Origin of the sequence: Elioraea rosea (assembly GCF_007644105.1) — a bacterium.
GTDB classification, from domain to species: domain Bacteria; phylum Pseudomonadota; class Alphaproteobacteria; order Acetobacterales; family Acetobacteraceae; genus Elioraea_A; species Elioraea_A rosea.
In genome coordinates this window covers 1-26,731 of record NZ_VFAC01000008.1, presented here as the reverse complement: position 1 = coordinate 26,731, position 26,731 = coordinate 1, and the positions used below count along the sequence as shown (strand labels likewise).

The following is a 26,731-nucleotide window of genomic DNA, read 5'->3' as shown; positions in this document are numbered from 1 at the left end:
CTAGAACGCTGGCTGAACGGGCTGCGAAGACCGGCCCGGAAACCATAGGGGAGATTTCACGATGCGCGCTGCCCTTCTGGCCGCCACGGCGGTCGTTGGCGTGCTCGCTGCCGCTGGTGCGGCCGATGCACGAACCGTTCGCTGGTCTGCGAGCGGCGATCCCAACACGATGGACCCGCACTCGCAGAACCTCGGTACCGTGACGATGGTCCTGCAGCAGATCTACGAGCCGCTGATCAAGCGCGACAAGGACCTCGCCCTCGAGCCCGGGCTTGCCACCGCCTGGCGCCAGGTCGAGCCGAACCGCTGGCGGTTCGAACTGCGCCGCGGCGTGAAGTTCCATGACGGGGCCGACTTCAACGCAGACGACGTGGTGTTCAGCATCACCCGCGCCCTGGCGCCGACCTCGAACTACGGCATCTTCGTCGACACCGTGGAGAAGGCCGAGAAGGTCGACGACAACACCGTCGACATCGTCACCAAGATCCCCGACCCGATCCTCCCCAACAAGATCGCCTCCGTCTACATGATGGACAAGGAGTGGTCGGAGAAGAACAACGTCACCGCGCCGCAGAACACCCGCGCGCGCGAGGAGACGCACACGGTGCGCAACACCAACGGCACCGGGCCGTTCCGCCTCTCGGTGCGCGAGCCCGACGTGCGCACCGTGATGCTGCGCAACGATGCCTGGTGGGGCTGGGCCGACACGGCGAAGAACACCTCCAACGTCACCGAGATCGTCTACCGGCCCATCAGCTCCGATGCCACGCGCATCGCCGCGCTGCTGTCGGGTGAGGTGGATTTCGTGCTCGACCCGCCGCTGCAGGACCTCGAGCGCCTGAAGCGCGCGCCGAACATCTCCGTGCTCGAGGGGCCGGAGATCCGCACCATCTTCTTCGCGATGGACGTCGCCCGCGACGAGCTTCTCTACTCGAGCGTGAAGGGCAAGAACCCGTTCAAGGAGCTGCGCGTCCGCCAGGCGCTCTACCATGCGATCGACATCGAGGCGATCCGCACCCGCGTGATGCGCGGCCAGGCGATCGTCACGGGAACGTTCTTCCCTGAGCAGGTGAACGGCTACGTGAAGGAGGAGGACGTGCGCCTTCCCTTCAACGCCGAGCGCGCGCGCCAGCTCCTCGCCGAGGCGGGCTACCCGCAGGGCTTCGAGGTGACGCTCGACTGCCCGAACAACCGCTACATCAACGACGAGGCGATCTGCCAGGCAGTGGCGGCGATGTGGACGCGCATCGGCGTCAAGACCAACCTCAACGCCATGCCGCTCGCCAACTTCTTCCCGAAGATCCAACGCGACGATACCTCCATCTACTTGCTCGGCTGGGGTGTGCCGACGCAGGATGCGCTCTACTCCTTCCAGTCGCTTCTCGCGACGCGGGATGGCGCCCAGGGCAACGGCATCTGGAACTACGGGCGGTACTCGAACCCGCGGATGGATCAGCTCGTCACCGCCATGAAGAACGAGCTCGACCCGGAGAAGCGCAACGCGGCGATCCGCGAGGCGCTGAAGATCTACCGCGAGGACGTTCCGCACATCCCGCTGCACCACCAGATGGTGCCCTGGGCCGTGCGGTCGAACATCGCCATGCCGCACCAGGCAAACAACCAGCCTCAGTTCCGTTTCGTGCGCGTGAACTGACGACGCAACCTCTCGAGCCCCGCGCACGGCGCTGAGCCGCGCGCGGGGCAGCAGGGCCTGGCATGTTCGCCTTCATCGTCTCCCGCCTCTTCCAGGCCTTGCCCGTGATGTTCACGGTGAGCCTGATCAGCTTCGCGATGTTCGCCTATGTCGGCGACCCGGTCGCGATTATGCTCGGCCAGGACTACACCGAGGCGCAGCGCCAGGCGCTGATCCGCGACCTCGGGCTCGACCAGCCCTTCTTCGTGCAGTTCTTCGAGTACCTGAAGAACGCGGTGCAGGGCGAGTTCGGCCTCTCCTATCGCCTCGCGCGGCCCGTGTCCGACCTCATCCTCGAGCGCGCGCCGGCGACGCTCGAGCTCTCCTTCACCGCCGCCTTCCTCGCGCTCGCCATCGGCGTGCCGATGGGCGTCTACACCGGGCTCTACCGCGAGAGCTGGCTGTCGCGCTTCTTCCTGACGATATCGCTGATCGGCGTGTCGCTGCCGACCTTCCTGATCGGCATCCTTCTCATCCTCGTCTTTGCCGTGATGCTCGGGGTGCTGCCCTCCTTCGGGCGCGGCGACACGGTGGCCATCGGCTGGTGGACGACGGGGTTCCTCACGGCCTCTGGGCTGAAGGCGCTGATCCTTCCCTCGATCACGCTCGGGCTGTTCCAGATGACGCTGATCATGCGGCTGGTGCGCGCGGAGATGCTCGAGGTGCTGCGGACCGACTACATCAAGTTCGCCCGCGCGCGCGGCCTCTCGAACCGGGCGGTGCATTTCGGGCACGCGCTGAAGAACACGCTCGTTCCCGTGATCACCATCACGGGGCTGCAGCTCGGCGCCATCATCGCCTTCGCGATCGTGACGGAGACGGTGTTCCAGTGGCCCGGTATGGGGCTTCTGTTCATCCAGGCCGTGTCGAACGCCGACATCCCGATCATGGCGGCCTACCTGATGATGATCGCGCTGCTGTTCGTCATCATCAACCTGGTCGTCGATCTCCTGTACTACCTTGTCGATCCACGGCTTCGCGGCTCGCTCGCCGGGAGCGCGCGCTGAGATGGCCGATAGCATCGCCGCCCGGAAGGGCCCGGTCTCCCGGTTCCTCGACAGCGACCTCTGGTTCAGCTTCTCACACTCGCCTCTCACCATCGTCTCGGCGATCGTTGCATTGGCTCTGATCGGCGCGGCCGTTCTCGCCCCGGTCATCGCCCCGCATGACCCGTTCAACCTCGCCACGCTGAACCTGATGGATGCGTTCAACCCCCCGGCCTGGGTGGAGGGGGGCAACCCGGACTTCCTTCTCGGCACGGACGACCAGGGCCGGGACATGCTGTCGACCATCATGTACGGCGCGCGCATTTCGCTGTTCGTCGGATTCTGCTCGGTGATCTTCGCGATGGTGCTCGGCGTCACGCTCGGCCTCGTCGCCGGCTTCGTCGGCGGCACGACCGATGCGGTGCTGATGCGCATCGCCGACATCAAGCTCACCTTCCCCGCCATCCTCGTCGCCCTCCTGGTCGACGGCCTCGTGCGCGCCGCCCTGCCGCGCGAACTGCATGACCGGATCGCGCTCTGGGTGGTGATCTTCGCGATCGGCATCTCCAACTGGGTGCAGTATGCCCGCACCGTGCGCGGCTCGACGCTCGTCGAGAAGAACAAGGAATACGTGATGGCCGCCCGCGTCATCGGGTTGTCCAGCACACGCATCATGACGAGCCACGTTCTGCCGAACGTGATGGGGCCGGTTCTCGTCATCGCCACGCTCAACCTCGGCTTCGCGATCCTTGCAGAGGCGACGCTGTCGTTCCTCGGCGTTGGCGTGCCGCCCACCCAGCCTTCGCTCGGCACGCTGATCCGCATCGGCAACGACTTCCTGTTCTCGGGCGAGTGGTGGATCACGGTGTTCCCCGGCATCACGCTCGCCCTGATGGTGCTGTCGGTGAACCTCCTGGGCGACTGGCTGCGCGACGCGCTGAACCCCAGGCTGCGCTGAGGGCGATCGATCCATGCCGCTTCTCGAAGTCCGCAATCTCCGTGTCGAGTTCCCCACCCGCCGCGGCGTGCTCACCGCGGTCGACGACGTGTCGTTCTCGATCGACGAGGGCGAGGTCCTCGGCGTCGTCGGCGAGAGCGGGGCTGGCAAGTCGATCACAGGCACGGCCATCATCCGGCTGATCGAGCCGCCGGGCCGCATCGCCGGCGGCGAGGTCCTGCTCGCCGGCCGCCGCATCGACAACATCGCGCCGGAGGAGATGCGCCATGTGCGCGGCAAGCAGATCGGCGCGATCTTCCAGGACCCGCTGACGACGCTGAACCCGCTCTATTCGATCGGCCGCCAGCTCGCAGAGACGATGCAGACGCATCTCGGCCTGTCCGACCGCGATGCCCGCGCCCGCGCGATCCGGTGGCTCGAGGATGTCGGCATTCCCGGTGCGGCGCAGCGCATCGACGCCTATCCGCACCAGTTCTCGGGCGGCATGCGCCAGCGCGTGGTGATCGCGCTCGCTCTCTGCGCCGAGCCCAAGCTCGTCATCGCCGATGAGCCGACGACGGCGCTCGACGTCTCGATCCAGGCACAGGTGATCGCGCTGCTCAAGCGCCTCTGCCGCGAGCACGGCACGGCGGTGATGCTCGTCACCCACGACATGGGCGTGATCGCCGAGACGGCGGACCGCGTGGCCGTGATGTATGCCGGGCGGATCGCCGAGATCGGCCCGGTGCGCGACGTGGTGAAGGGCGCCCGCCACCCCTACACGGAGGGGCTGATGGGCTCGATCCCCTCACTCACCCACAGGGTCGAGCGGCTCCGGCAGATCGACGGCTCGATGCCGCGGCTCACCGACATACCGCGCGGCTGCGCCTTCAACCCGCGCTGCACCAAGGTGTTCGACCGCTGCCGCATCGAACGCCCCGATCTGATGGCGACGGACGGGCCGACCCGTGCGGCGTGCTGGCTCTATGCCAAGGGGGAGGCGCGCGATGCCGCTTGACGCTGCCGCCGCTGCCACCGAGGCGCGCCCGCTCCTCGAGGTCGAGGACCTCGCGCGCGACTTCGACGTCTCGAAGCCGCTCCTGTTCCGCCTGTTGCAGGGTGAGAAGAAGCGCATCCTGCACGCGGTCGCCGGCGTCACCTTCGCCATTCCCAGGGGCACGACGCTCTCGCTCGTCGGCGAATCCGGCTGCGGCAAGACGACGGTCGCCCGCCTCGTCGTCGGCCTCTACACGCCGACGCGCGGCGCCATCCGCATCGACGGCACGGACATGGCGACGCTGACCTCGCGCGCCGCGCAGGCGCCCGTGCGGCGGCGCATGCAGATGATCTTCCAGGATCCGTACGCCAGCCTGAACCCGCGCTGGCGCGTCGGCGACATCATCGCCGAGCCGATCCGCGCCTTCGGCCTGATGCGGGACAGAGGCGAGATCGAGGCGCGGGTGGGCCAGCTTCTGCGCCAGGTCGGCCTGTCGGAGAAGGATTCCGAGAAGTTCCCGCACGAGTTTTCCGGCGGGCAGCGGCAGCGCATCTCGATCGCCCGCGCGCTGTCGTCGAACCCCGAGTTCCTCGTCTGCGACGAGCCGACCTCCGCGCTCGACGTCTCGGTGCAGGCGCAGATCCTGAACCTGATGAAGGACCTGCAGCAGCGCCTCGGCCTGACCTATCTCTTCATCAGCCACAACCTCGCCGTCGTCCGCCACATGTCGGACCGGATCGGCGTGATGTATCTCGGCAAGATCGTCGAGCTCGCTCCGGGCGAGACTCTGTTCGCGAGGCCGCTGCACCCTTACACGCGACTGCTTCTCGAGGCGATTCCCGACCTCGAGATGACCGGGCGGCAGCGCACGCCGGTCGGCGGCGAGGTGCCTTCGCCGATCAACCCGCCTTCAGGCTGCGCCTTCCACCCGCGCTGTCCCTTCGCCAATGACCGCTGCAAGGCGGAGGCGCCGGCGCTCGTGACGCGCGAGGGCGTGCAGGTGGCTTGCCACGCCGTCGAGGAGGGCCGGCTGGCGGCGTGAGGCCGGCCGGCTTCCGCCCGAGGCGCGCCGCATGCCGTTGTGCGTGCCGCGCCTGATTCGCTACCGTTGCGACTGTATCGTAGAGCACGATTGCAAGGAGGCATCATGCCCATCTGGCGGTCGAAGTCGAACAGTGCGCCCTCCGGCGACCCCGCCATCCACGTCAAGTACAGCGGACTCTGGCTCTCCGACGAGCGGAAGGCACAGGCCACGGAAGCGGTGACGCGGGCGCGCTACATGGTCGCCTATGTCGCCGCGCAGATCTCCTCGCTCTCCAGCGCGCAGCAATCCGAGGCGGTCCAGACATATGGCGGCTACTTCTTCCGCACCGGCGGCGGCCTCGGCCAGCCGGAGCTCGACATCATCCGTCCTAATCTCGTGCTGATCCAGAATGGGCTGACGCAGGGCGTGAGCATCAAGATCACGACGATGAAGGGTGCTGCGGGCTACGTGAAGACTCATCCAACAGCGCGGAAGCCCCGCTGGACGAAAGGAACCGTATCGTTGAACGATTCCGACGGCTCGGCCACGACGAAGGTCATGTATCGTGGCGACATCCATGTCGGTGCCGCCCGGCTCGATCAGGGCGTCAAGCTGGCGGCCAAGACCGTCGTCCACGAGGCCTCCCACAAGTTCGCCAGCACGGCCGATTTCGGCAAGCGCGGCTACACCTACGACAACGGGGTGTTCGTCGAGGAGGGGCTCACGCCCGAGGAAGCCCTCAACAACGCCGAGAGCTATGCCCGCTTCGTGCTGCACGTGTTCGACGACGAGTGCGCCTGGTAGGGGCGGCGACCACTGACCAGCCGCTAGCCGATCGCACGGACGGTCGAGGGCTCGGCCGAACCCGACGGACAGGGCTGGCGATGGCATTCGACGGTATCGCAGCGGGCAGCATGGCGACCGGTGGTTGCGCGACTGACGGCACGGCAACGGTCGTGGCGATCGCAGGCCACGTCGACGGGCTGTCGTGTGAGGTCGCCGACATCGCCTGCGCGGTGGCGCCGCAGCCCGCCATGACGCCGAGGCCGCCGTCGCCGCAGGCCGCGAGGTGTCACGCCGGATCGCCACGCTTGCCGAAGGCATAGACGGCACGACCGCAAGCCTTGCAGCACTCGACGAGGCGCTCTCCCGCGTTCGCCGGGTTGCCGGCGGCATCGCCGTGATTGCCGGCCAGATAACCTCCTCACGCTCAACGCCTCGAGCGTCTCCCCGCGATGCCGCGGAGGAGGCGATGGGCATCGCGCTCGGCGCCGGCGCGGCGACGGAGGATGCACCGATGATCCGCGCCGTCCAGCAGGGAACGGCGGAGATCGCGGCGCTGTTCGAGGCTGCGCTCGAGCGCGCATAGCCGAACATGCCGCCACAAACAGGGGAACGACTCGGTCTGGAACGCGGCGCACTGCCGCAACCGGCGCATCTTCAACGACCGCACCGGCCTCGCCGCGGGCCGGAACACGAAGCCCCACCCGCTTCAGACCTAGCGGCGCGACGGGCGGCGGCCAGTTCGTGATGAGGAAGGATTCCTCTGCACCCGTCACAGTGCGCGGCCGCCACTGGGGCGGATTGCGGCTCGCCTACCGCCCAGGCTGAGCGGTGGGGTTCCGGCAGGGAACGAAACGCAGCTCGCTGATGCGGGAATCGATCGCCGCGCCCGTGTCGTCGCCATCGGCGCTGACAACGACCTCGGTGACGAAGCCGGTCGGCGCGATGCCGAAGGCGGCGCGGAAATGGCCCCAGAGCGGCACACGGTGCTCGATCCATCCGCCCTCCGCGGTGCCGGCCCGCTCGAGCACGAGCGTGCGGCCGAGCAGCCCCGTCTGCGGTGCGCGGTGCCAGATCTCCTCCTCGCCCGTTCCGCCATGGACGTAGACGAGGAAGAAGCCCGGCACCAGCCTTCGGCCTGACATCAGCCGCGCCATGCCGAGCAGGTAGCGCTGCAGCATCGTCATCCTCTCGCCGTCGGCCTCGAAGCCGATCCAGAGGGCAAGCGCGCGGTCCGACGCGGTGCGGGAGAGGTCGGTCGCCGGCGGGCCGGAATCGACGCGCCAGCGCCAGGCGAGGCAGGTATTCGGCCCGACAGGCACGCGCATCGCCTGGTAGGCGATCGCCAAGCCTGCAGCGCCGCGCAGCCGGATCGTGGTTTCGCCGTCCTGCTCCACCGAGAGCGTCGGCACGCCGGGCGTGGCGAGCATGCGCCAGCCCTGTGTCGCGAGCGCGGGGTCGAGCCCCGCCGCGGCGGGCTTGCCCGCGGCGAGCGCGGCCAGCACGAGGGCGAGCGTCACGGCGCGCTTCATGGCCGCATCCTAGCCTGCCGTACCGTGCGCCGGTATGGTCTCGCGCACACCAAGCATGGAGGGGCGCGACCATGGCAGAGATCACGATCAAGGCGAGAGACGGCTCGGGCGGCTTCTTCGCCTATGTCGCCGAGCCGAAGACGAAGCCTGCCGGCGCGGTGGTGGTGATCCAGGAGATCTTCGGCGTCAGCGACTCCCTGAAGGCGATCGCCGATGGCGTGGCCGACCAGGGCTTCATCGCCGTGGCGCCCGACCTGTTCTGGCGCCTCGAGCCGCGCGTGAACCTGACCGACCGCACCCAGGGCGAGTGGGACAAGGCCTTCGCGCTGCTCAACGCCTTCGACCAGGAGAAGGGCGTCGACGACCTGAGGGCGACGCTCGCCGCGGCGCGGAAGCTGCCTGGCTGCAACGGGCGCGCCGGAACGATGGGGTTCTGCCTCGGCGGGAGGATGGCGGCGATGATGGCGCTGAAATCCGACGCAGACTGCAACGTCTCCTACTACGGCGTCGGCCTCGAGGGCCTGTTCGCAGAGGGCTCCTCCGGCGTGGCCAAGCCGTTCCTCGTCCACATCGCGGAGAACGACAAGTTCGTTCCGAAGGCCGCGCAGGGCACCGTGCTCGCCGCGCTCGCCCCCAACCCCGTCGTCGAGGCGCATGTCTATCCGGGCGTCGAGCACGCCTTCGCCCGTGTCGACGGCCAGCACTGGGACGGGCGCGCCGCGGCGATCGCAAACGGGCGCACGGCATCGTTCCTCGCACGCTGGCTCGGCTGAGCCTCAGTCGAGCGCGAAGAGCTCGGCGTCGGGGTCGGGCAGGCCCAGGATCGCGCGCTGCAGCATCTGCGCGGCGATCACGCTGAAGGTGATGCCGTTGCCGCCGTATCCCAGCACGGCATAGACCCCCTTCGCGCCGGGCAGCGGTCCGATCGCCGGCAGCCCCGTGCTGCTCTGGCCGAAGGCGCCGGCCCAGGCGAACTCGGCCTCCGGGTCGAGCCCGGGAAGCAGCGTGCCCAGCTTCTTCTCGATGCGGGAGGTCTTCCTTCCGATCAGCGCGTCGCGCCTGTCGCTGTCGGCGAACTCCTCGTCCTCGCCGCCAGCGATCACGCGCCCGTCCGGCGTCGTGCGGAGGTAGAGGTAGGGGTCTGCGGCCTGCCAGATCAGGCAGCGCGACGGCCAGAGCTTCCGCTTCTGCCGCTTCGTCGCGATCGCCCAGGTCGAGATGATCGAGTAGCCGCGCGGGCGGAGCATCGGGGCAAGCTCGTAGCCAGTCGCGAGGATCAGCGCCTTGGCGCGCACCGTTCGCCCCTCGCTGGTTCCGAGCGTCACGCCGCGCCGCCCGGCGTCGACGTCGGTGATGTCGACCGGCGCGTGAAGTCGCGCCCCCCGTTCGGCAGCCGAGCGCCAGAGGCCGCGCACGAGCTTCGCAGGGTCGAGCTCCGCCGAGCCGGACGACCAGATCGCGCCGGGCGCCTCGACCGTCGTCAGCTTCGCGAGCTCGTCGCGCCCGATGAACCGCGAGCGAAGCCCGATGGCCGCGCGCTCCTCCGCCTCGCGCCTGAGGTCGGCCAGGTTCAGCATATTGCCGGGGAGATAGGCGGTGTTGCGCTCGGAGAAGCCGCAGCGGAGCCCGAGATCCTCGATCCGGCCGCGGAGCACGTTCACCGCGGAGGCCGAGCGCCACCAGGCCCGCGCCGCCTTCGCCTTGCCGATGCGTTTGCCGAGGAGCGTCAGCGGCTGGTCGATCTCGAACTGGAGGAGCGCGGTGCTCGCGGGGGTCGAGCCCTTCACCAGGCCGCGCCGGTCGAACACCGCGATGCTGCGGCCCGTCTGCAGGATGGCATCGGCGATTAGCGCACCGCTCACGCCGCCGCCGATGATCGCGACATCGGCCACGAGGTCCTCGGTGAGCGGGCGGGCGGGGGTCCTGCCGTATCCGTTCCGGAGCCAGACCGGCACGCCCGTCCTGAGGTCGCGACGCGACGTCGCCTGCCCGTTCACGCCCATGCCGCACCCGTTCCTTTCCAGATCCTGCCGGTCAGCCGCAGGATGCGCCAATCCCGATTGCCGCGCCGCTCATTCCCCGCCGCGCGCGTCCGCCGCGCGCCCCTCTTCGATCTTCTCCTCGGCCTTGGCGGCATCCTCGGGCTTCGGCTCCGGCCTCCGCTGTTCGGCCGCCGCCTCGGGCGCATGGCAGAGCGAGACGAAGAAGGGGAAATGGTCCGACCCGACATGCGGCAGCACGGCCAGGTCGACGAGGCGGAAGCTCGCCTCGAAGAAGACGTGGTCGATCGGCCAGCGCAACAGCGGCCAGTTCGCGTTGAAGGTTGGATAGGGGCCGCGTCCCACCCGCGGGTCGAGCAGGCCGCTCACGTCCTGGAACAGCGTCGTCGTCTTCGACCAGGCGACGTCGTTCAGGTCGCCCGCGACGATGGCCGGCGTCGGGTCGCTCTCCACCTCGCGGCCGACGAGCATCAGCTCCGCATCGCGCCGTTCGGTGTCCTCGAGCGGCGGCGGGCGGGGGTGCACGCCGTAGAGCATGATCGTCGCCCCGGAACGGAGGCGGAGGCCGGTCCGGATCGACGGGACGTAGTTCTGCAACAGGAAGCGGACTTCCGGTCCGACGAGCTCCAACCGGCTGAACAGATGCATGCCGTAGCCGTCATCCTGCGGCTGGCGGACCTCATACGGATAGGCGGCGCGCAGCGGCCCGAGCGCGCGGTCCCACCATTCCCCGCTCTCCACGAGCAGGACGAGATCGGGCTGCAGCGCATCGATCTGGGCGAGCAGGGGGCCGGCCTCGCGGTTGGTCACGAGAACGTTGGCGACGAGGAGGCTGAGGCGGGAAGCGTCGTCGCACTCGGCGTCCTGCCTCGCCTCCACCGGATGGATTGGCGTGTAGGGCAGGATGCGCCCAACCTGCCAGGCGAGCGCGCCGGCCACGGCGGCGGCGAAGAAGGCGCGCCCCCGCGTGAACGGCCTCAGGACGAGCGGCAAGACAAGCAGCACGGCCGCGAGAAGCATCACCACCTGGACGCGCGGATAGTCCCAGACGCGGATGAAGGAATCGTCGGATGGGAGAAGGGGCAGAAGCGTGACGGCGACGCCTGCCGCCCCCAGCCCCAGCACGGTCCAATAGGCGACACCTCTGACCATCATCGACCCTCGTACCCTAACGGAACGACCCCGGGTGGGTTGCAGCTTCTGGCCCTCCCGGCCCGGCTGGGGCAGGATGCGTCGGGAGGACCTCGCCGATGATACCGCCGCCCCTGCTCGAGCTCGATGCGCTCGCCGCCCGCGTGCCCGATGGCGCGACGGTCGCGCTTCCGCCGGACAACTCGCTCTGTCCCGTCTCGCTCGTGCGCGCGCTCATCCGGCGCGGCGTGCGCGACCTGCATGTCATCGGCGTGCCCGTCTCCGGTTTCGCCACCGACCTCCTGATCGGGGCGGGTGCCGTGTCGCGGCTCACCACCGCAGCCGTCACGCTCGGCGAGGCGGGCTTCGCCCCGCGCTTCACCGTGGCTATGAAGTCGGGCGCGCTGCCGATCACCGATGCCACCTGCCCGGCGGTGCACACGGCACTTCAGGCGGCCGAGAAGGGCGTTCCCTTCATGCCGCTTCGCGGCATCCTCGGCTCCGACCTGCTTGCCTCGCGGCCTGACTGGCGGGTGATCGACAATCCGTTCTCCGAGGAGAAGGACCCGATCGTCCTCGTTCCCGCGCTCTCGCCCGATGTCGCGCTGATCCACGCGGTGGCGGCCGATCGCGCGGGCAATGTGTGGGTCGGCCGCCGGCGCGAGCTCGCCACCATCGCGCATGCGGCGAAGACGACGCTGGTGACGGTCGAGCGCATCGTCGACGGAGACCTGACGGAGGATGAGCGCATGGCGCCAGGCGTCATCGGCGCGCTCTACGTCTCGGCCGTCGCCGTGGCGGAGCGGGGCGCCTGGCCGCTCGGCGTGCTCGACCTCTACGGTGCCGACCAGAAGGCGCTCGACGCCTATGCCCGCGAGGCGAAGACCGAGGAGGGCTTCCGCGCCTGGCTCTCGGCGCATGTGTACGGGCCGGCGGCACGGGCGGCGGAATGAGCATGGCGACGCAGGAGGAGCGGCTGATCGCGGCGATCGCCGACCTGATCGCCGCGCCGCACCCGCACCCTGTCCGTCACGCCGCCGTCGGCGCGGCGAGCCCGATTCCCGCCCATGCGGTGATGCTCGCGCGCCACCGCGGCGCCGAGATCCGCCTGTCGCTTCTGCAGCGGCGCGTCGGCAACCCGTTCACCGAGGGAACGCGCGAGCTGTTCGACCTCGCCGGCCAAGGCCGGATCGACCTGTTCTTCCTCGGCGGCGTCCAGATCGACGGCGCGGCCAACATCAACCTTCTCGGCACGGGCGACCCGCCGGGCTCTGCCGCGCGGCTGCCGGGCAATTTCGGCGCGCCGTTCATGTACTTCACCGTTCCGCGCACGATCCTGTTCCGCGAGGAGCACAGCCCGCGCGTGCTGGTGCCGAAGGTGGACTATGTGTCCGCTCCGGGCGTCTCGCCGCGGGGAACGTTCCGCCGCGGCCATGCCCAGGCCCTTGTGACGGGCCGCTGCGTGTTCACCTTCGACCCCGAAGCGGCCCGCTTCACCCTTGCCTCGCTTCACCCGGGCGAGACGCGGCAGAGCGTTCGCGAGGCAACCGGTTTCGAGTATGACGAGGCGGCAGAGCTCGGCGAGACACGCGGCCCCTCGGCCGAGGACCTTGCGGCGCTTCGCGGGCCGATCCGTGCCGCGCTCGAGGACACCTACCCCAATTTCTGCGCCCGCGTGTTCGGCGCGAAGGCCGCCTGAGCGCGGCGTGCTGAAAGGAGAGGAGCATCATGCCGGGACCATCCAAGGGCGCGCTTGCCGGCCTGAAGGTGATCGACCTCACCCGCGTTCTCGGCGGCCCCTACTGCACCATGGTCCTGTCGGACCATGGCGCGGAGGTCATCAAGATCGAGCCGCCGCAGGGCGACGAGGTGCGCGACTGGGGCCCCCCGTTCCATGACCACGAGGAAGGCGGGCGCGACGCGAGCTACTTCATCGGCGTCAACCGCAACAAGAAGTCGCTCGCGCTCGACCTCGCTCGGCCCGAGGCGCGCGAGGTGCTGCTCAGGCTTCTCGATGGCGCCGATGTCGTCATCGAGAACTTCAAGCCTGGCACGATGGAGAAATGGGGGCTCGGCTACGCGACGCTCTCGGAACGGTTCCCGCGCCTGATCCATTGCCGCGTCTCCGGCTTCGGCGCGGAGGGCCCGCTCGGCGGCTTCCCGGGCTACGACGCCATCGTGCAGGCGATGGTCGGGCTCATGAGCATCAACGGCACGGAGACGAGCGGGCCGACGCGGCTTGCCACGCCCGTCGTCGATATCGGCACCGGCCTCTTCAGCGCGATCGCGATCCTGATGGCGGTGGTCGAGCGGCAGGGCTCGGGCAAGGGCCAGTACATCGACATGACGCTGCACGATTGCGGCATGGCGCTGCTGCACCCCCACGCGGCGAACTTCTTCCTCTCCGGCAAGCGGCCGGCGGCAACCGGCAACCCGCACCCGAACCTCGCACCGTACGACAAGTACCGCACGCGCACCTGCGAGATCTTCATCGGCACAGGCAACGACGCGACCTTCCGCCGCATGTGCGGGCTGCTCGGCCAGCCCGCGCTCGCGGACGATGCGCGCTTCCGCACCAATGCCGACAGGATGGCCAACCGCAAGGAGCTCTCCGAGATCGTTCAGGCGATCGTTGCGGAGGAGGACGGCCACGCGCTCTGCTCGCGGCTGCTCGCGAACGGCCTGCCGGCCGGGCCGGTTCTGTTCATCGACGAGGTGGCCGAGGCGCCGCACACCAAGGCGCGCGAGATGGTCGCCGAGATCGGCTGGTACAAGGGGCTGAACACGCCGATCAAGTTCGGCCGCACGCCAGGTGGGGCGCGGGCCGCACCGCCGCGCTTCGGCGCGGATGGCGAGGGCGTGCTCGCGGCGCATGGCTTCTCGGCGGAGGAGATCGAGGCGCTCAAGCGCACCGACGTTCTCGTCACCGAACGGCGCCGGGAAGCCCGCCCGGCACCGCAGCCGAAGGCGGCCGAATAGAGCGAGGCCGGCCGGGGCAACGCGTCCCGGCCGGCCTGTCCTCAGGCCGCGTTCGCGCCTGGGTCGCGGTCCCAGATGCGGCCTGCGGCGGCGCGCTCGGCGAAGGTCGCGGCGCGCTTGCCGTCCAGCGGCACGATGCCCTTGTCCGGCATCACGCCCGCCTTCTCGAGAAGCGGCTTGGCCTCCGCGCTGTGGCCGATGACCTTCAGATGCGCGTACGCGTCATGCACGAAGGCGACGGACCTCGGGTCGGAGAGAAGCTCCGTCACGCCCTTGCGCGACGTGACGAGCGCCACGGCATCGAAGAGCACCGAAGGCGCCCCGGCGAGCTGCGCATCGGCGGGGATGTGCGTGCCGTCGCCTGCCACGATGCCGCCGACCGCGGGGGCGATCAGCATGACGCTCGCACCCGCTGCCGTCACGCTGTCCCGCAGCGCCTCGATCACCGCGCGATCGGCGCCATCGGTCATGACGCAGCCGATCATCCGCCCCGCGAGCGTGGGCTTCGCCTTGGCGAGAATGCTCAGCGCCGGAGAGGCTTCAAGGTCGGTCCGCGTGGGCCGCGCAGCTTGGAGTGGTTCGACCGCTCCCCGGAAACCGAGCCCTTCGGCGACGCTGGCGCACAGCCCCTCGTCGATATTCGCGAGATGGCGCAGCATCCGTTCGCGCAACGCCATGGTCTCGACCTTGCTGAGCTCGAACACCAGCGCATCGGCGATGTGCTGCTGCTCGACCTCCGTCTGGCTCATGTAGAACAGGCGCGCCTGGCTGTAGTGATCGGCGAAGGTTTCCGCACGCTCGCGACCCTTCTCGCCCGAGAACGGCACTGCCGCGCTGCGGACGCCGGAGGGCGGATGCTCGCGCGGTCCGTCAGGGGCGAGCATGCTCGGCTCGTAGGCCACGCGACCCTTCGGCACGGCGATCTGCATGTGCCCGTCGCGATTGAAGTTCCGCACGGGGCAGCCCTTCGGCTGGTTCACCGGGATCTGAGTGAAATGCGGGCTGCCGAGGCGAGAGAGCTGCGTGTCGAGATAGGAGAAGTTCCGCCCCTGCAGCAGGGGGTCGTCGCTGAAATCGATGCCGGGCGGAACGTTCCCGGTACAGAACGCCACCTGCTCGGTCTCGGCGAAGAAGTTGTCGATGTTCCGGTCGAGCACCATCCGCCCGATGATGCGCAGCGGGATCTTCTCCTCGGGGATGATCTTCGTTGCGTCGAGATGGTCGAACTCGAGCGCCTCGGCCTCGGCCTCGTCGAACACCTGAACGCCGAGCTCCCATTCCGGGAAGTCGCCGCGGTCGATTGCCGTCCAGAGGTCGCGGCGATGGTAGTCTGGGTCGGCGCCGTTGATCTTCACCGCCTCGTCCCACAGGACGGACTGCATGCCGAGCTTCGGACGCCAGTGGAACTTCACGAAGCGCGAGCGGCCCTCGGCGTCGATCAGCCGGAAGCTGTGCACGCCGAAGCCCTCCATCATCCGGAACGATCGCGGAATGGCACGGTCCGACATCGTCCACATGATCATGTGCATCGCTTCGGGGGTCAGCGCGATGTAGTCCCAGAACGTGTCGTGCGCCGTCTGCGCCTGGGGGAATCCGCGGTCGGGCTCCGGCTTTGCCGCATGCACCAGGTCGGGGAACTTGATCGCGTCCTGGATGAAGAAGACGGGGATGTTGTTGCCCACGAGGTCCCAGTTGCCTTCGCGGGTGTAAAACTTCACCGCGAAGCCGCGCACGTCGCGTGCGAGGTCGGGCGAGCCCTTGCTTCCCGCAACCGTGGAGAAGCGCACGAAGACCTCCGTCCGCTTGCCGACCTCGGTGAGGATCGCGGCCGTCGTCAGGTCGGAAAGCGAATCGGTCAGCTCGAAATAGCCGTGCGCGCCCGTGCCGCGGGCGTGGACCACGCGCTCGGGGATGCGCTCGTGGTCGAAGCGCATCAGCTTCTCGCGCAGCACGAAGTCCTCGAGGAGCGTCGGGCCCCTCGGCCCCGCGCGCAGGGAGTTCTGGTTGTCGCCGACGGCGATGCCCTGGTCGGTCGTCAGCGCCGTCTCGCGGCTCCCGGCGCGCTGGTGGATCTCGCCGCCCATGCCTGACGTTTCGCTTTCGGTATGAGCGGGTTTGCGGGGGGCCTTGATGGCCATGGCTGCTCCTCCTGGTTCCGGCCGGAGCGACGCCGGCCAGCCGTCATGGGCGCGCGGGATGCACCGCGGCTCATGGAGACAACCAACGAGCGAGGCAGAAGTTCCATCGCGCCTCAGGCGGTCGTCCGGTCGTCGGTCACTCCCGCCAGCCCACGGTATCGGCGATCCACCCGAACACAGCCCCGGCCCAGACCTGCTGGCCGAGCCCGGCGCAGTGGCCGCCCGCGCCGCTGTCCGCGGACAGGCTGACTGGCGTCTTCAGGCAGGTGAGGGCGGCGAAGGGCTGGTCGGATCGCGAGGCGACGTCGACTTCGCAGACGGTCATCGGAGAGTGCGACTGGCCGGGCCTACTTCGCGTCGGCGGCGACGGCGCCTCTCCGTCTCGCGCGCAGGCCGCGCAGCAGTTCCTCCAGATAGGGAAGCAGCTCGAAGATGACGATCGCCGACATCAGGAAGATGACGTAGAGGACGGGAAGCGGCTCCTCCTTCCACCGCAAGGCAAACTCTGCCGCCTCCGAGCCAGCGCCGAAGAGGGCGAGGGCCTGGTCCCAGTGGCGCGAGACGACGACGAGGAGAGCCATGAGGGGCAGCACCTCGAGGAAGCTGTGGACGTGCTGCTCCACCGGTTTGATCTCCCGGTGCGCGGAGGCGTAGCTGACATCCCACCAGGATGTCGCTTCATGAGCGATGAACATCACGAGCATGAAGGCGATGATGCCTGCGTTGATCTCGAGGAAGAGCGCGGCGAGCACGGGCACGCCGACCTGCGCGAGCATCAGCAGATGGATGAGGGATTCCTTCGGCCCTGCGGTGGTCGCGATCGAGGTCGCCCTGTGGCAGAGCCAGTCGGCGAAGCCCGCCGCGAGCCACAGCGGCAGGACGACGTAGAGAAGCAGCAGGATTGCCGGGTCGTCCATCGTCCGGATCTCCTTCACCTCGCCTCGACCGCGCGCGTCTGTCCGGGGCGGATCGCCGCTCAGCCGTTCACGACGGAGCCGCCATTCGGGTGCAGCACCTGACCGGTGACGTAGCTCGCGTCACGATCCGAGGCGAGGAAGATGTAGCTTGGTGCCACCTCGTCCGGCTGTCCTGCACGGTTCATCGGCACGGAGCTGCCGTGGCGCGCGACACGCTCCGCGTCGAACGAGGCGGGAATGAGCGGCGTCCAGATCGGGCCGGGCGCGACGGCGTTCACCCTGATGCGCCGCTCGGGCCAGAGGCTCTGCGAGAGGCTTCGCGTGAAGGCGACGATCGCCCCTTTCGTCGCGGCATAGTCGACGAGCTGCGCGCTGCCGCGATAGGCGGTCACCGAGGTCGAATTGATGATGCTCGACCCTTTAGGCATGTGGGCGAGGGCAGGCCGGGTGATCCAGAACATCGACAGGATGTTGACACGGAAGGTGCGCTCGATGAGCTCGTCCTCGATGTCAGCAAAGTCCTCGACAGGATGCTGCACGGCGGCATTGTTCACGAGGATGTCGATGCGGTCTCCGAGGAACCGTGCGGCGGATCCAACGAGGTCGTTGCAGAAATCGCGATCCGCGATGTCGCCGCCGATGGCGAGGCATCGTCGACCCTCGCGCTCGACATGCGCGCAGGTGGCCTGCGCGTCCTCCTCCTCGTCGCGATAGGCGATGACCACGTCGGCGCCTTCCTTGGCAAAGCCGATGGCGACGGCGCGCCCGATCCCGGAATCCCCGCCGGTGACGAGTGCCGTTCTGCCGGCAAGCTTCCCGCTGCCGATCCAGTCGCGCGTGAAGGAGCGGGGCTGGGGATCCATCTCCCCCTCGAGCCCTGGCTGGACCGGCTGCGTTTGCGGCGGTTGGAGAGCGTCCTCGGTCATGCGGGCTCCTCCCTGATCACAGACTTGAGGAACGACCGGGTGGCGTGATCGTTCCGCCGCTCACGCGATTGGGTTCGGCGGATCGGGGGGCCGGTTACGGCGCGCGGACCCGAGCCGAGCTGTCCAACGTCGCTGCTGTCTAGGGTGTGCCCGCTGCGGGCAGGCGCCCGCGCGATCGGTCAGGCCGAGGAATCAGCTGAGGGAAGTGGTGCCCAGGGCCGGAATCGAACCAGCGACACTGCGATTTTCAGTCGCATGCTCTACCAACTGAGCTACCTGGGCACCGGCAGAGGCCGGGGGTGATACTAGAGGACGCGGCCTCTGTCCATAACCCGCCTGGGTCAGCGCTCGCCGTCGCGGTCGGCCGCGTCGGTACCAGGCGCCTCATCTGTCTCGACCTTGTAGGCGCCGGTGAGCCACCGGTGCAGGTCCACATCGGCGCAGCGGCGGCTGCAGAAGGGGCGGAAGCGTGCAGCCTCCGGCGCGGTCGGCAAGGGGCGGCGGCAGATCGGGCAGGTGGGCGCTTTCATGCTCCATCCTCCACGCGCCAGGCTGCGTCGGGCAAGGCGGCATCCTCGGCAAGCGCGAGGGGACGGCCGAGCTTAGCCGCTAGCGCTGCAAGCGCGTCTGCCTCCGCGCGGGCGGCGGCGATCACGGCGGGGGAGGCGACGAGGCGCGGCGCGCGTGGGTTCCGAAGCGCGGCGCGGAACGCCGCCAGCGCATGGCTGAGCGGAGAAAGCACCACCCCGTCTGCCGGCGCGCCCATCACCTCGGCAAGGGGTGGAAACACCCGGGGACGAACGACCTCGAGCAGGCCGAGCCGCGAGAAGCCGAGCACGCGCGCGTCGGGCGTCCAGCTCGCGAAGCCGGCCTCGGCCGCGGCGAGCAACCCCGCCCGCGCCCCCTTTCCTCCGGGCAGGCCCGCGAGGTCGATCACGATGTTTCCGGAGAGGGAGCGCAGCGCCACCTGGCGCGCGGCTTCCGACAGCGCCGCGCGGTTCGCTGCGTCCCGCTCCGCCCGCGCGCTGCCGCCCCCGGCACCGCCGGTGTCGACGTCGATCGTCTTTGCCGCAGGCGTGATGGCGATGCGAAGCCGCCCGCCGCGCGGCAGCCGGACGTCGGGGTCGAGAAGCCCCTCGATCTCCTCCTCGAGCGCGTCATCGAAGGCCGGCGTGCCGGGGCGGACGGTGATGCGCCCGGCAAGCGCGGGGAAGCCCTCGCGGAGGCGGCGTGCGAGGTCGGGGTCGTCGAGCAGCATGCCAGAGGGTGGATCGGCCAGGGCACGGGCGATGGGCCCGGGGCCGGGCGAGACGAGCGCGGGGGGCTGCACGCGTGCAGCCGCCGCGCGGTCCTCGGCAGGGATGCGGGCGGTCGCGCGCGCGCCCTTGCCGCCCATCGCCGCGCGGGTGATGCGCACCGCGATCGCCTGGCCGACATGCACGAGCGCGCCGATCGGCTTCGCCGCGGCGCCGTCGGGCCGGTCGGGCTCTGCCTCGGCAGCGGGAAGGAAGGCGCTCTCTCCGCCGCCGATGGCGAGGAAGGCACCAGCGAGGGCGGGTGCGAGCGCGGTGACGCGGGCATGGACCAGCGCGCCGACGCGCTCGGGCTGGGACGGGCGCTCGACCGCGTAGGCGACGAGGCTTCGTCCCCGGAGCCTGGCGAGCCGGTGCTCGCCCGGGCTCGAGGCGATCAGGAGGCGGTCGTCCGCCATGGCACGGGGAAACCGAGGCCCGAGAGCATCGCCGCCGTCTCGCCGAGCGCGAGGCCGACGACGTTGGAATGGCTGCCGCCGATGAAGGGGATGAAGGCAGCGGCGAGGCCCTGGATGGCGTAGCCGCCCGCCTTGCCGTGCCACTCGCCCGAGGCGAGATAGGCCTCGATCTCCGCGCGCTCGAGCCGCTTGAAGCGCACGACGGTCGCGGCGAGCCGCTCGGCCCGCCGTCCATCCGGCGCGATCAGGCAGATGCCACCGAGAACGCGGTGCCGGCGCCCCGACAGCCCCTCGAGGCAGCGATGTGCCTCCTCTTCCGTCTCGGCCTTCGGCAGGGCGCGCCGGCCGAGCGCCACCACCGTGTCGGCGGCCAGCACGAAGGCATCCGGATGGCGGGCGGCGACCGCTTCGGCCTTGGCGCGGCAGAGGCGCGCGGCGAGCGTGGCAGGCAACTCGCGCGGGCGCGGCGTCTCGTCGATCTCGGCTGGGTCGACGGCATCGGGAACGAGGCCGATCTGGCGCAGAAGCTCTAGCCGCCGCGGCGAGGCGGAGGCGAGCACGAGGCGAGGGCGCGCGGGCCCTGCCGGGCGGTCTACTTGAAGCGGAACGTGATGCGTCCCTTGGTCAGGTCATACGGCGTCATCTCGACCTTCACGCGGTCTCCCGCCAGCACGCGGATGCGGTTCTTGCGCATCTTGCCCGATGTGTGGGCGAGGATGACGTGGTCGTTGTCGAGCTTCACGCGGAACATGGCGTTGGGCAGAAGCTCCGTCACCATGCCGTCGAACTCGATCATGTCTTCTTTCGGCATCGAACCTCGGTTGTTCAGCGCCCCATCCCCCGGGGGCGCATGTTGGGGCCGGAACATGATCGCCGGAGCCGGCGCGGTCAAGCAGAGGGCCGTCAGCTGCGCCCTGCGGCAAGCCTGAGCGAGACCGAGCGCGCATGCGCGGGCAGCCCCTCGGCTTCGGCGAGCGCCACGGCGGCCGGGCCGATCGCTGCGAGCGCCGCGGCATCGGCGGAGACCCAGGTGGTGCGCTTGAGGAAGTCGAACACCGAAAGGCCGGACGCGAAGCGCGCGGTGCGCGAGGTCGGCAGCACATGGTTCGGGCCAGCGACGTAGTCCCCCAGCGCCTCGGGGCAGTGGCGGCCGAGGAACACCGCCCCTGCATGGCGGATGCGCGAGAAGAGCTTCGCGGGCTCGGCGACGGCGAGCTCGAGATGCTCCGGCGCGAGGCGGTTGACGAGCGCTGCCGCCTGCTCGAGGTCGCGCACGGCGATGATCGCCCCATGCGCCCGCCAGGAGGCGCCGGCGATCGCCCCGCGCGGGCTCGCGGCCAGCTCCTCCTCGACCGTGGCAGCCACCCGGTCGCCGAAGCCGGCATCGTCGGTGATCAGGATGGCCTGCGCCGCCTCGTCATGCTCCGCCTGGGCGAGCAGGTCGACGGCGATCCAGCGCGGGTCGTTCGCGCCGTCTGCCACCACCACCACTTCCGACGGGCCGGCGATCATGTCGATGCCGACGGCGCCGAACACCTGCCGCTTGGCGGCCGCGACATAGGCGTTGCCGGGGCCCACGATGCGGTCGACCGGCGGGACGGTGTCGGTGCCGTAGGCGAGCGCGGCGACGGCCTGCGCGCCGCCGATGCGGAAGATCTCCGTCACGCCGGCGCGGCGCGCGGCGGCGAGCACGAGAGGGTTCAGCACGCCGTCCGGCGAGGGCACGACCATGGCGATGCGCGGGACGCCCGCGACGCGCGCTGGAATCGCGTTCATGAGCACCGAGGACGGGTAGGCCGCCTTGCCGCCGGGCACGTAGATGCCGACGCTGTCGAGCGGGCCCCAGCGCATGCCGAGATGCACCCCCGCGGCATCCCGTGTCGCGAGGTCGGACGGCATCTGCGCGCGGTGGAAGGCGGCGATGCGCGCCGCGGCGATGTCGAGCGCCCCGGCGAGCGTCGGCGGCGTGGCGGCATCGGCCGCGGCGATCTCCTCCTCCGTCACGCGGAACCGTTCCGGCGTGAGCGTCAGCCTGTCGAACCGCGCGGTGTAGTCGACGATCGCTGCGTCGCCGCGCGCCCGCACCTCGGCGATGATCGCGGCGGCGGCCTTTTCCGCGTCGAGATTGGCCTCGTCGCGGTCGGCGAGCAGGGCGGCGAAGGCATCCTCGAACCCGGGCTCGCCCGCCGAGAGGCGGCGCGGCCCGCTCATGACGCCGCGGCGGCGGCGCGGAACCGCGCGATCCAGCCGCCGAGAAGCTCGGGCCGCGTCTTCAGCGCGGCGCGGTTCACGATCAGCCGCGTCGAGACATTCGCGACATGCTCGATCTCCACGAGCCCGTTGGCGCGGAGCGTCGAGCCTGTCTGGACGAGGTCGAGGATCAGCCGCGAGAGGCCGAGCGAGGGGGCGAGCTCCATGGCGCCGGAGAGCTCCACCACGTCGGCGGTGACGCCGCGCGCGGCGAAGTGCCGGCGGGCGATGCGCGGATACTTGGTCGCGACCCTTATCTGGCTCCAGCGCGCGGGGTCGTCCTCCGCGGCGAGGACGGCGGCCGGCGCGGCGATCGAGAGCCGGCAGAGGCCGAGGCGAAGGTCGAGCGGGGCGTAGAGCTCGGGGTAGTCGAACTCCATGAGCACGTCGGAGCCGACGACGCCGATCGCGGCCGCGCCGAAGGCTACGAAGGTCGCGACGTCGAACGGCCGCACGCGGACGACGTCGAGCCCGGGGTCGTTGGTGCGGAAGCGGAGCTTGCGGCTGTCCTCGTTCGCGTAGTCGGGATCGGGGGCGATGCCGGCGCGCTCGAGCACGGGGCCGAGCTCGGAGAGGATGCGCCCCTTGGGCAGGGCGAGGACGAGTGGCCCGGCATCGGGGCGGGCGAGCGCGGGGTGCGACAGGGAGGCGGGGATCGGCGCGTTCACGGCGCGGGTGGTAGCATCGGGGGGGCGGGGCAACAAGCCGAGCGGGCCGCGCGTCGGGCCCGGCGCGCGCCTCAGGGTCCGGCCTGGCGGATGCCGTCGCGGATCAGCTCGGTGAGCTTCTTGGCGATGCACGCGTGCAGCGCGTCGGCCTCGGCCGCCCATTTCGGCCTCGGCGCCCGCTCGACGTCGATCTGCCCCGCGGCGGCCCAGTAGCGCATCAGCTCGTAGCGGGGGAAGCTCAGCGCGCCATGCGCCAAGGCAGCCGTGTCGAGCGCCTGCCGGAAGGGGCCGTAGTTCACCGCGGCGCGGGAGAAGCGGCTGAACTGCATGTCCATCAGCACGACATCGGCGCGGCGCTGGAGAGCCTTCTCGATGCCTTCCGACACGGTCTCGCCATACCCGTCCGGGTCGAGGCCTCGGACGGCGTCGACGGTGCCGGACTGCCAGACCACGAGGTCGGGCCGGAACTGGTCGAGCGCCTCGACGAGCAGGGGAAGCATGTCGGCCGCCGTTAGCCCGCGTCCGCCGCGGGTCTGGAGCGTGACGGTGATGCCGGGGAAGGCAGCCGCGAGGTCGTTCTCCAGCCGCTGCGGGTAGGAGGCGGCCTGGTCGGAGGTGCCACCATTCGTCGAGGAGCCGGTGCCGAGGACAAGGACAGCGAGGCGCTTGCGCTGCTTCACCGCGGCGGCGGCATTCGGCAGCGCGCCGGAGGCGACGGAGAACTCCGCCGGTGCGGCGCACTTGTCCGCCGCCGCCGGGACCGCGGAGACGGGCGATGCCACGACACCAGCCAGAGCGGCCAGCGCGGCGATGAGCCTGCGGCAACCGATCATGACGCACCGCTATCAGGAGAGCCCACTTCCGCCAAGGGGGGCGATGCGGGGCGCTGCTTCGGCGGCCTGCCCTTGCCGTCGTACCAGGCCTGGAATGCCGAGACGGCAACGCACACGGCCCAGCCAAGTACGGCGATGGCAAGCTGCGTGGGCAGCGTGGCGTCCCATTCCTGCATCACGAGGCGGCCCAGGAAGGAGAGGAAGACGCCGAGCGTGAACACGACCAGCCCGTGCTGCCCGGCCAGGGTGAAGGGCAGTGCCGCCCAGGAGGTGAGCCAGCGCGCGCCTTCCGGCACGATCCGGGCCACGAGGTAGGCGAGCGCCAGGAAGTGCAGCAGCCGGAGCGGGTGAAGCCCCGACTTGTCGATGCTCGTGTAGATGAGCGCCGCGAAGGGCTCCGGCAGCGCCGCATAGACCGCCGGGATGCGCCAGACCGCGCTGATGAACAGGCCGACGAGGGCGAAGCCGATGGCAAGCGGCAGAAGCACCGGCCCCGCCCGGCGGAGCGCGGCGTGCGTCCGGTCCGGCATGACCACCACGGCCCCGCCCGCCATGAACAGGAACTGCCAGGCAAGCGGGTTGAAGAACCACTCCCCGCTCGCCGTCGGCAGGTTGAAGCGTGTCACGCGCACGAAGAGGTAGAGCGCGCCCGATACGGCCAGGAGCACGGCGGGGCGCCGCAGCAGCGGCAGCATCGCTGCGAAGACCAGCAGCACGACGATGTAGAGCGGCAGGATGTCCATGAACGCCGGCTGGAAGCGCAGGGAGAGCGCGTCGAGCACGGCAATGTGCGGTTCGTCAAGGAAGGCCCCGATGTTGATCTCGTCGATATAGGCCGGGTTGGCGAAGCGCGTGGCCGACCACGAGACCTGCGCGACGAAGGCGACGAACATGAAGATGTGGACGACATAGAGCGTCCAGACCCGGAGCAGCACCGCCGTCGCGGCATAGGTCCAGCCGAAGCGGTCGTACGAGCGGCCATAGGCGATGGCGGCCGAGTAGCCTGCAAGGAAGATGAAGGTCTCGGTGCTGTCGGACGGCCCGAGCACCTGCAGCGTGAGCACCCAGAGCACGTGGTCTGGGATGTGGCCGACGAAGATGCAGTAGAGCGCGAAGCCGCGGAAGAAATCGACGCGGAGGTCCCTGTTGGTACGGACGAGCGCGCGCATGCCCCGCCCCGCGCGCTGCCTAACCGGGGATGCGCTCGATGGCCGCGCCGCAGGCGGCGAGCTTCTCCTCCACCCGCTCGTAGCCGCGATCGAGATGGTAGACGCGGTTGACGATCGTCTCGCCCTTCGCCGCGAGGCCGGCGAGCACGAGCGAGACGGAGGCGCGAAGGTCGGTCGCCATCACCGGGGCGCCGGAGAGGGCTGGCACGCCGCGCACGATGGCCGACGCGCCATGGACGACGATGTGCGCCCCCATCCGCGCGAGCTCGGGCACGTGCATGAAGCGGTTCTCGAAGATCGTCTCGGTGACCATCGAGGCGCCCTCGGCGACGCTCATCAGCGCCATGAACTGGGCCTGCATGTCGGTCGGGAAGCCGGGATAGGGCTCGGTCATCGCGTCCGCGCCGTGCAGGCCGTTCAGGCGCTTCACCGACAGCCCGCCCTCGGCCTCGGCAACCTCGACGCCGGCCTCGCGCAGCGTGCGCACCACCGCGCCGAGATGCTCGAGCTTCGCCCCTTCGAGCAGCACCGCCCCACCGGTGATGGCGGCGGCACAGGCATAGGTGCCCGTCTCGATCCTGTCGGGGATGATCGCATGCGTCGCGGCCGAGAGGCTCGGCACGCCATGGACGGTCAGCCTGTCGGTGCCGACGCCCTCGATGCGGGCGCCCATCGCCGCGAGGCAGGCGGCAAGGTCGCCGATCTCAGGCTCGCGCGCGGCATTGGCGATCACCGTCGTGCCTTCGGCGAGCGAGGCGGCCATCAGCAGGTTCTCGGTCGCGCCGACCGAGACGAAGGGGAAGATCACCGTCGCCCCCTTCAGGCCCTGCTTCGCGGTTGCGGTGACGTAGCCGCCCTCGAGGCTGATCTCTGCGCCGAGCTGCTCGAGCGCCTTCAGGTGAAGGTCGATCGGCCGCGTGCCGATGGCGCAGCCGCCAGGCAGCGACACCCGCGCGAGCCCGGTGCGGGCGACGAGGGGGCCGAGCACCAGGACCGAGGCGCGCATCTTGCGCACGATGTCGTAGGGCGCCTCCGACGAGGCGATGGCCCCGCCGATTGCGAGCGTCCGCCCGTCATTGCCGACCGGCTCGACGGCGATGCCGAGCGTGCGCAGGAGCGAGCTCATGGTCGCGATGTCGGCGAGCGCGGGAACGTTGGTGAGCGTCAGCCGCTCGTCGGTCAGCAGGCCTGCGGCCATCAGAGGCAGGGCGGCGTTCTTCGCGCCCCCGATGCGGATTGTGCCCTCGAGCGGCCTGCCGCCACGGATGCGGATGCGGTCCATCCCTGCCCCTCAGAGTTTCGGCAGCGCGACGCCGCGCTGGCGCATGTACTTGCCCGCGCGGTCGGCGTAGCTCGTCTCGCAGACCTCGGTGCCCCTGAGGAACAGGAACTGGCAGATCCCCTCGTTGGCGTAGATGCGTGCCGGCAGCGGGGTGGTGTTGCTGATCTCGATGGTCACCTGGCCTTCCCATTCCGGCTCGAGCGGCGTCACGTTCACGATGATGCCGCACCGTGCGTAGGTGGACTTCCCGAGGCAGATCACGAGCACGTCGCGCGGGATCCGGAAATACTCGATCGTGTGAGCGAGCGCGAAGGAGTTCGGCGGGATGACGCAGACATCCGTCGTGCGGTCGACGAAGGAAGCGGGGGAGAAGTTCTTCGGGTCGACCACCGCGCTCTCCACGTTCGTGAAGATCTTGAAGTCGGGGCCGACGCGGGCATCGTAGCCGTAGGAGGAGAGGCCGTAGCTGATCACGCCTTCGCGCGTCTGCTTCTCGACGAAGGGGGAGATCATCCCGTGCTCCGTCGCCATGCGGCGGATCCAGTGGTCGGGCAGGATGCCCATGGGCGGGGCGACTCCGCTGTCTCGGGGGTGAAGGCCCGAGGGTGTAGCGGAGCGAGGGGGGCGGCTCAACCGCTGCCCTGGCCGCCGTCGCGAGGCGTGTCGGCGCCCGCCCGCGCGCGTGCCTGGGCCTTCCGCCGGCGGAGGTTCTCGCGCAGCGCGGCCGCGCTGCGGGCCTCCCGGGCAGCCTTGGCGGCGAGGCCCGCCTCCGTCA

General features: G+C 70.0%; 28 protein-coding genes and 1 tRNA gene. 11 read left to right on the top strand and 18 right to left on the bottom strand.

What is annotated here, in order from left to right; translation table 11 throughout:
* Positions 1-61 precede the first annotated feature (61 nt).
* From FIF60_RS07585 to FIF60_RS07555, 7 genes are all read left to right on the top strand, one after another.
* On the top strand, positions 62-1,654 hold the full coding sequence (locus tag FIF60_RS07585; protein WP_144185461.1) for an ABC transporter substrate-binding protein: 1,593 nt from the start codon (positions 62-64) through the stop codon (positions 1,652-1,654).
* A gap of 62 nt (positions 1,655-1,716) precedes the next feature.
* Positions 1,717-2,700 carry an ABC transporter permease gene (locus FIF60_RS07580; protein WP_144185460.1) on the top strand — a complete coding sequence of 328 codons (984 nt, stop codon included), beginning with the start codon at positions 1,717-1,719 and terminating at the stop codon, positions 2,698-2,700.
* A gap of 1 nt (position 2,701) precedes the next feature.
* Positions 2,702-3,637: an ABC transporter permease gene (locus FIF60_RS07575; RefSeq protein WP_144185459.1), complete on the top strand. Its 936-nt coding sequence runs from the start codon at positions 2,702-2,704 to the stop codon at positions 3,635-3,637.
* Between the two features lie 13 nt (positions 3,638-3,650).
* Positions 3,651-4,634 carry an ABC transporter ATP-binding protein gene (locus FIF60_RS07570; protein ID WP_144185458.1) on the top strand — a complete coding sequence of 328 codons (984 nt, stop codon included), beginning with the start codon at positions 3,651-3,653 and terminating at the stop codon, positions 4,632-4,634.
* Positions 4,624-5,655 (top strand): ABC transporter ATP-binding protein, encoded by a 1,032-nt coding sequence (locus FIF60_RS07565; RefSeq protein WP_144185457.1) that lies wholly within the window; start codon positions 4,624-4,626, stop codon positions 5,653-5,655. The genes FIF60_RS07570 and FIF60_RS07565 overlap by 11 nt, the downstream gene beginning before the upstream one ends.
* 105 nt (positions 5,656-5,760) lie before the next feature.
* On the top strand, positions 5,761-6,441 hold the full coding sequence (locus FIF60_RS07560; RefSeq protein WP_144185456.1) for a hypothetical protein: 681 nt from the start codon (positions 5,761-5,763) through the stop codon (positions 6,439-6,441).
* A 265-nt stretch (positions 6,442-6,706) separates the two neighbouring features.
* On the top strand, positions 6,707-7,006 hold the full coding sequence (locus FIF60_RS07555; RefSeq protein WP_144185455.1) for a hypothetical protein: 300 nt from the start codon (positions 6,707-6,709) through the stop codon (positions 7,004-7,006).
* 226 nt (positions 7,007-7,232) lie between these two features.
* Here FIF60_RS07555 and FIF60_RS07545 read toward each other — a convergent pair whose 3' ends face one another.
* The gene (locus tag FIF60_RS07545; RefSeq protein WP_144185454.1) at positions 7,233-7,952 is read right to left on the bottom strand and encodes a DUF3047 domain-containing protein; all 720 of its coding nucleotides are present in this window, start codon (positions 7,950-7,952) and stop codon (positions 7,233-7,235) included.
* A gap of 71 nt (positions 7,953-8,023) precedes the next feature.
* Here FIF60_RS07545 and FIF60_RS07540 point away from each other — a divergent pair, with 71 nt between their 5' ends.
* Positions 8,024-8,725, top strand: coding sequence for a dienelactone hydrolase family protein (locus FIF60_RS07540; RefSeq protein WP_144185453.1), 702 nt, complete (start codon positions 8,024-8,026; stop codon positions 8,723-8,725).
* 3 nt (positions 8,726-8,728) lie between these two features.
* Here FIF60_RS07540 and FIF60_RS07535 read toward each other — a convergent pair whose 3' ends face one another.
* On the bottom strand, positions 8,729-9,955 hold the full coding sequence (locus tag FIF60_RS07535; RefSeq protein ID WP_144185452.1) for an NAD(P)/FAD-dependent oxidoreductase: 1,227 nt from the start codon (positions 9,953-9,955) through the stop codon (positions 8,729-8,731).
* Between the two features lie 69 nt (positions 9,956-10,024).
* Positions 10,025-11,107, bottom strand: a complete 1,083-nt coding sequence (locus tag FIF60_RS07530; RefSeq protein ID WP_204251132.1) for an endonuclease/exonuclease/phosphatase family protein — start codon at positions 11,105-11,107, stop codon at positions 10,025-10,027.
* A 95-nt stretch (positions 11,108-11,202) separates the two neighbouring features.
* On the opposite strand from FIF60_RS07530, the gene FIF60_RS07525 reads away from it, so the two are divergent.
* From FIF60_RS07525 to FIF60_RS07515, 3 genes are read left to right on the top strand one after another with little or no spacing between them, the layout of a single operon-like run.
* Positions 11,203-12,036: a CoA transferase subunit A gene (locus FIF60_RS07525; protein ID WP_144185451.1), complete on the top strand. Its 834-nt coding sequence runs from the start codon at positions 11,203-11,205 to the stop codon at positions 12,034-12,036.
* A 2-nt stretch (positions 12,037-12,038) separates the two neighbouring features.
* Positions 12,039-12,782 (top strand): CoA-transferase, encoded by a 744-nt coding sequence (locus FIF60_RS07520; protein WP_239451539.1) that lies wholly within the window; start codon positions 12,039-12,041, stop codon positions 12,780-12,782.
* Between the two features lie 29 nt (positions 12,783-12,811).
* Complete coding sequence (locus FIF60_RS07515) at positions 12,812-14,062, top strand: CaiB/BaiF CoA transferase family protein (RefSeq protein ID WP_144185449.1); 1,251 nt, start codon at positions 12,812-12,814, stop codon at positions 14,060-14,062.
* Between the two features lie 41 nt (positions 14,063-14,103).
* On the opposite strand, the gene FIF60_RS07510 is transcribed toward FIF60_RS07515, so the two are convergent.
* The 15 genes from FIF60_RS07510 to dcd all read right to left on the bottom strand — a co-directional run bounded on the left by FIF60_RS07510 (position 14,104) and on the right by dcd (position 26,520).
* On the bottom strand, positions 14,104-16,200 hold the full coding sequence (locus FIF60_RS07510; protein ID WP_144185448.1) for a catalase: 2,097 nt from the start codon (positions 16,198-16,200) through the stop codon (positions 14,104-14,106).
* Between the two features lie 136 nt (positions 16,201-16,336).
* Positions 16,337-16,525, bottom strand: coding sequence for a hypothetical protein (locus FIF60_RS07505; protein ID WP_144185447.1), 189 nt, complete (start codon positions 16,523-16,525; stop codon positions 16,337-16,339).
* A 22-nt stretch (positions 16,526-16,547) separates the two neighbouring features.
* Positions 16,548-17,117, bottom strand: a complete 570-nt coding sequence (locus FIF60_RS07500; protein WP_144185446.1) for a diguanylate cyclase — start codon at positions 17,115-17,117, stop codon at positions 16,548-16,550.
* Positions 17,118-17,176: 59 nt separating this feature from the next.
* Positions 17,177-18,043 carry an SDR family oxidoreductase gene (locus tag FIF60_RS07495; protein WP_144185445.1) on the bottom strand — a complete coding sequence of 289 codons (867 nt, stop codon included), beginning with the start codon at positions 18,041-18,043 and terminating at the stop codon, positions 17,177-17,179.
* 206 nt (positions 18,044-18,249) lie between these two features.
* A tRNA-Phe gene (locus tag FIF60_RS07490) sits at positions 18,250-18,325 on the bottom strand.
* 59 nt (positions 18,326-18,384) lie between these two features.
* A complete protein-coding gene (locus FIF60_RS07485; protein ID WP_144185444.1) occupies positions 18,385-18,573 on the bottom strand; it encodes a DNA gyrase inhibitor YacG in 189 nt (62 codons plus the stop codon).
* Positions 18,570-19,754: a ribonuclease E/G gene (locus FIF60_RS07480; protein ID WP_144185443.1), complete on the bottom strand. Its 1,185-nt coding sequence runs from the start codon at positions 19,752-19,754 to the stop codon at positions 18,570-18,572. The genes FIF60_RS07485 and FIF60_RS07480 overlap by 4 nt, the downstream gene beginning before the upstream one ends.
* The gene (locus FIF60_RS07475) at positions 19,733-20,314 is read right to left on the bottom strand and encodes a Maf family protein (protein WP_144185442.1); all 582 of its coding nucleotides are present in this window, start codon (positions 20,312-20,314) and stop codon (positions 19,733-19,735) included. Before FIF60_RS07475 ends, FIF60_RS07480 begins: the two co-directional genes overlap by 22 nt.
* A 32-nt stretch (positions 20,315-20,346) precedes the next feature.
* Entirely contained in the window at positions 20,347-20,565 is a 219-nt protein-coding gene (gene infA / locus FIF60_RS07470) for a translation initiation factor IF-1 (RefSeq protein WP_026299603.1), read from the bottom strand.
* 92 nt (positions 20,566-20,657) lie between these two features.
* Positions 20,658-21,965, bottom strand: a complete 1,308-nt coding sequence (gene hisD, locus FIF60_RS07465) for a histidinol dehydrogenase (RefSeq protein WP_144185441.1) — start codon at positions 21,963-21,965, stop codon at positions 20,658-20,660.
* Positions 21,962-22,672 (bottom strand): ATP phosphoribosyltransferase, encoded by a 711-nt coding sequence (hisG, locus tag FIF60_RS07460; RefSeq protein WP_144185440.1) that lies wholly within the window; start codon positions 22,670-22,672, stop codon positions 21,962-21,964. The genes hisD and hisG overlap by 4 nt, the downstream gene beginning before the upstream one ends.
* 71 nt (positions 22,673-22,743) lie before the next feature.
* On the bottom strand, positions 22,744-23,505 hold the full coding sequence (locus FIF60_RS07455) for an SGNH/GDSL hydrolase family protein (protein ID WP_144185439.1): 762 nt from the start codon (positions 23,503-23,505) through the stop codon (positions 22,744-22,746).
* Positions 23,502-24,674 carry an OpgC family protein gene (locus tag FIF60_RS07450; RefSeq protein ID WP_144185438.1) on the bottom strand — a complete coding sequence of 391 codons (1,173 nt, stop codon included), beginning with the start codon at positions 24,672-24,674 and terminating at the stop codon, positions 23,502-23,504. The genes FIF60_RS07455 and FIF60_RS07450 overlap by 4 nt, the downstream gene beginning before the upstream one ends.
* Positions 24,675-24,693: 19 nt before the next feature.
* Positions 24,694-25,956, bottom strand: coding sequence for a UDP-N-acetylglucosamine 1-carboxyvinyltransferase (gene murA, locus FIF60_RS07445; RefSeq protein WP_144185437.1), 1,263 nt, complete (start codon positions 25,954-25,956; stop codon positions 24,694-24,696).
* Between the two features lie 9 nt (positions 25,957-25,965).
* Complete coding sequence (gene dcd, locus FIF60_RS07440; protein ID WP_144185436.1) at positions 25,966-26,520, bottom strand: dCTP deaminase; 555 nt, start codon at positions 26,518-26,520, stop codon at positions 25,966-25,968.
* Between the last annotated feature and the right edge of the window lie 211 nt (positions 26,521-26,731).

Excerpts from the sequence above, each read along its gene's own strand:
- FIF60_RS07585 (WP_144185461.1), top strand. The coding sequence starts at position 62 with ATGCGCGCTGCCCTTCTGGCCGCCACGGCGGTCGTTGGCGTGCTCGCT.
- FIF60_RS07580 (WP_144185460.1), top strand. The coding sequence starts at position 1,717 with ATGTTCGCCTTCATCGTCTCCCGCCTCTTCCAGGCCTTGCCCGTGATG.
- FIF60_RS07575 (WP_144185459.1), top strand. The coding sequence starts at position 2,702 with ATGGCCGATAGCATCGCCGCCCGGAAGGGCCCGGTCTCCCGGTTCCTC.
- FIF60_RS07570 (WP_144185458.1), top strand. The coding sequence starts at position 3,651 with ATGCCGCTTCTCGAAGTCCGCAATCTCCGTGTCGAGTTCCCCACCCGC.
- FIF60_RS07565 (WP_144185457.1), top strand. The coding sequence starts at position 4,624 with ATGCCGCTTGACGCTGCCGCCGCTGCCACCGAGGCGCGCCCGCTCCTC.
- FIF60_RS07560 (WP_144185456.1), top strand. The coding sequence starts at position 5,761 with ATGCCCATCTGGCGGTCGAAGTCGAACAGTGCGCCCTCCGGCGACCCC.
- FIF60_RS07545 (WP_144185454.1), bottom strand. The coding sequence starts at position 7,952 with ATGAAGCGCGCCGTGACGCTCGCCCTCGTGCTGGCCGCGCTCGCCGCG.
- FIF60_RS07540 (WP_144185453.1), top strand. The coding sequence starts at position 8,024 with ATGGCAGAGATCACGATCAAGGCGAGAGACGGCTCGGGCGGCTTCTTC.
- FIF60_RS07535 (WP_144185452.1), bottom strand. The coding sequence starts at position 9,955 with ATGGGCGTGAACGGGCAGGCGACGTCGCGTCGCGACCTCAGGACGGGC.
- FIF60_RS07530 (WP_204251132.1), bottom strand. The coding sequence starts at position 11,107 with ATGATGGTCAGAGGTGTCGCCTATTGGACCGTGCTGGGGCTGGGGGCG.
- FIF60_RS07525 (WP_144185451.1), top strand. The coding sequence starts at position 11,203 with ATGATACCGCCGCCCCTGCTCGAGCTCGATGCGCTCGCCGCCCGCGTG.
- FIF60_RS07520 (WP_239451539.1), top strand. The coding sequence starts at position 12,039 with ATGGCGACGCAGGAGGAGCGGCTGATCGCGGCGATCGCCGACCTGATC.
- FIF60_RS07515 (WP_144185449.1), top strand. The coding sequence starts at position 12,812 with ATGCCGGGACCATCCAAGGGCGCGCTTGCCGGCCTGAAGGTGATCGAC.
- FIF60_RS07510 (WP_144185448.1), bottom strand. The coding sequence starts at position 16,200 with ATGGCCATCAAGGCCCCCCGCAAACCCGCTCATACCGAAAGCGAAACG.
- FIF60_RS07505 (WP_144185447.1), bottom strand. The coding sequence starts at position 16,525 with ATGACCGTCTGCGAAGTCGACGTCGCCTCGCGATCCGACCAGCCCTTC.
- FIF60_RS07500 (WP_144185446.1), bottom strand. The coding sequence starts at position 17,117 with ATGGACGACCCGGCAATCCTGCTGCTTCTCTACGTCGTCCTGCCGCTG.
- FIF60_RS07495 (WP_144185445.1), bottom strand. The coding sequence starts at position 18,043 with ATGACCGAGGACGCTCTCCAACCGCCGCAAACGCAGCCGGTCCAGCCA.
- FIF60_RS07485 (WP_144185444.1), bottom strand. The coding sequence starts at position 18,573 with ATGAAAGCGCCCACCTGCCCGATCTGCCGCCGCCCCTTGCCGACCGCG.
- FIF60_RS07480 (WP_144185443.1), bottom strand. The coding sequence starts at position 19,754 with ATGGCGGACGACCGCCTCCTGATCGCCTCGAGCCCGGGCGAGCACCGG.
- infA (WP_026299603.1), bottom strand. The coding sequence starts at position 20,565 with ATGCCGAAAGAAGACATGATCGAGTTCGACGGCATGGTGACGGAGCTT.
- hisD (WP_144185441.1), bottom strand. The coding sequence starts at position 21,965 with ATGAGCGGGCCGCGCCGCCTCTCGGCGGGCGAGCCCGGGTTCGAGGAT.
- FIF60_RS07455 (WP_144185439.1), bottom strand. The coding sequence starts at position 23,505 with ATGATCGGTTGCCGCAGGCTCATCGCCGCGCTGGCCGCTCTGGCTGGT.
- FIF60_RS07450 (WP_144185438.1), bottom strand. The coding sequence starts at position 24,674 with ATGCGCGCGCTCGTCCGTACCAACAGGGACCTCCGCGTCGATTTCTTC.
- murA (WP_144185437.1), bottom strand. The coding sequence starts at position 25,956 with ATGGACCGCATCCGCATCCGTGGCGGCAGGCCGCTCGAGGGCACAATC.
- dcd (WP_144185436.1), bottom strand. The coding sequence starts at position 26,520 with ATGGGCATCCTGCCCGACCACTGGATCCGCCGCATGGCGACGGAGCAC.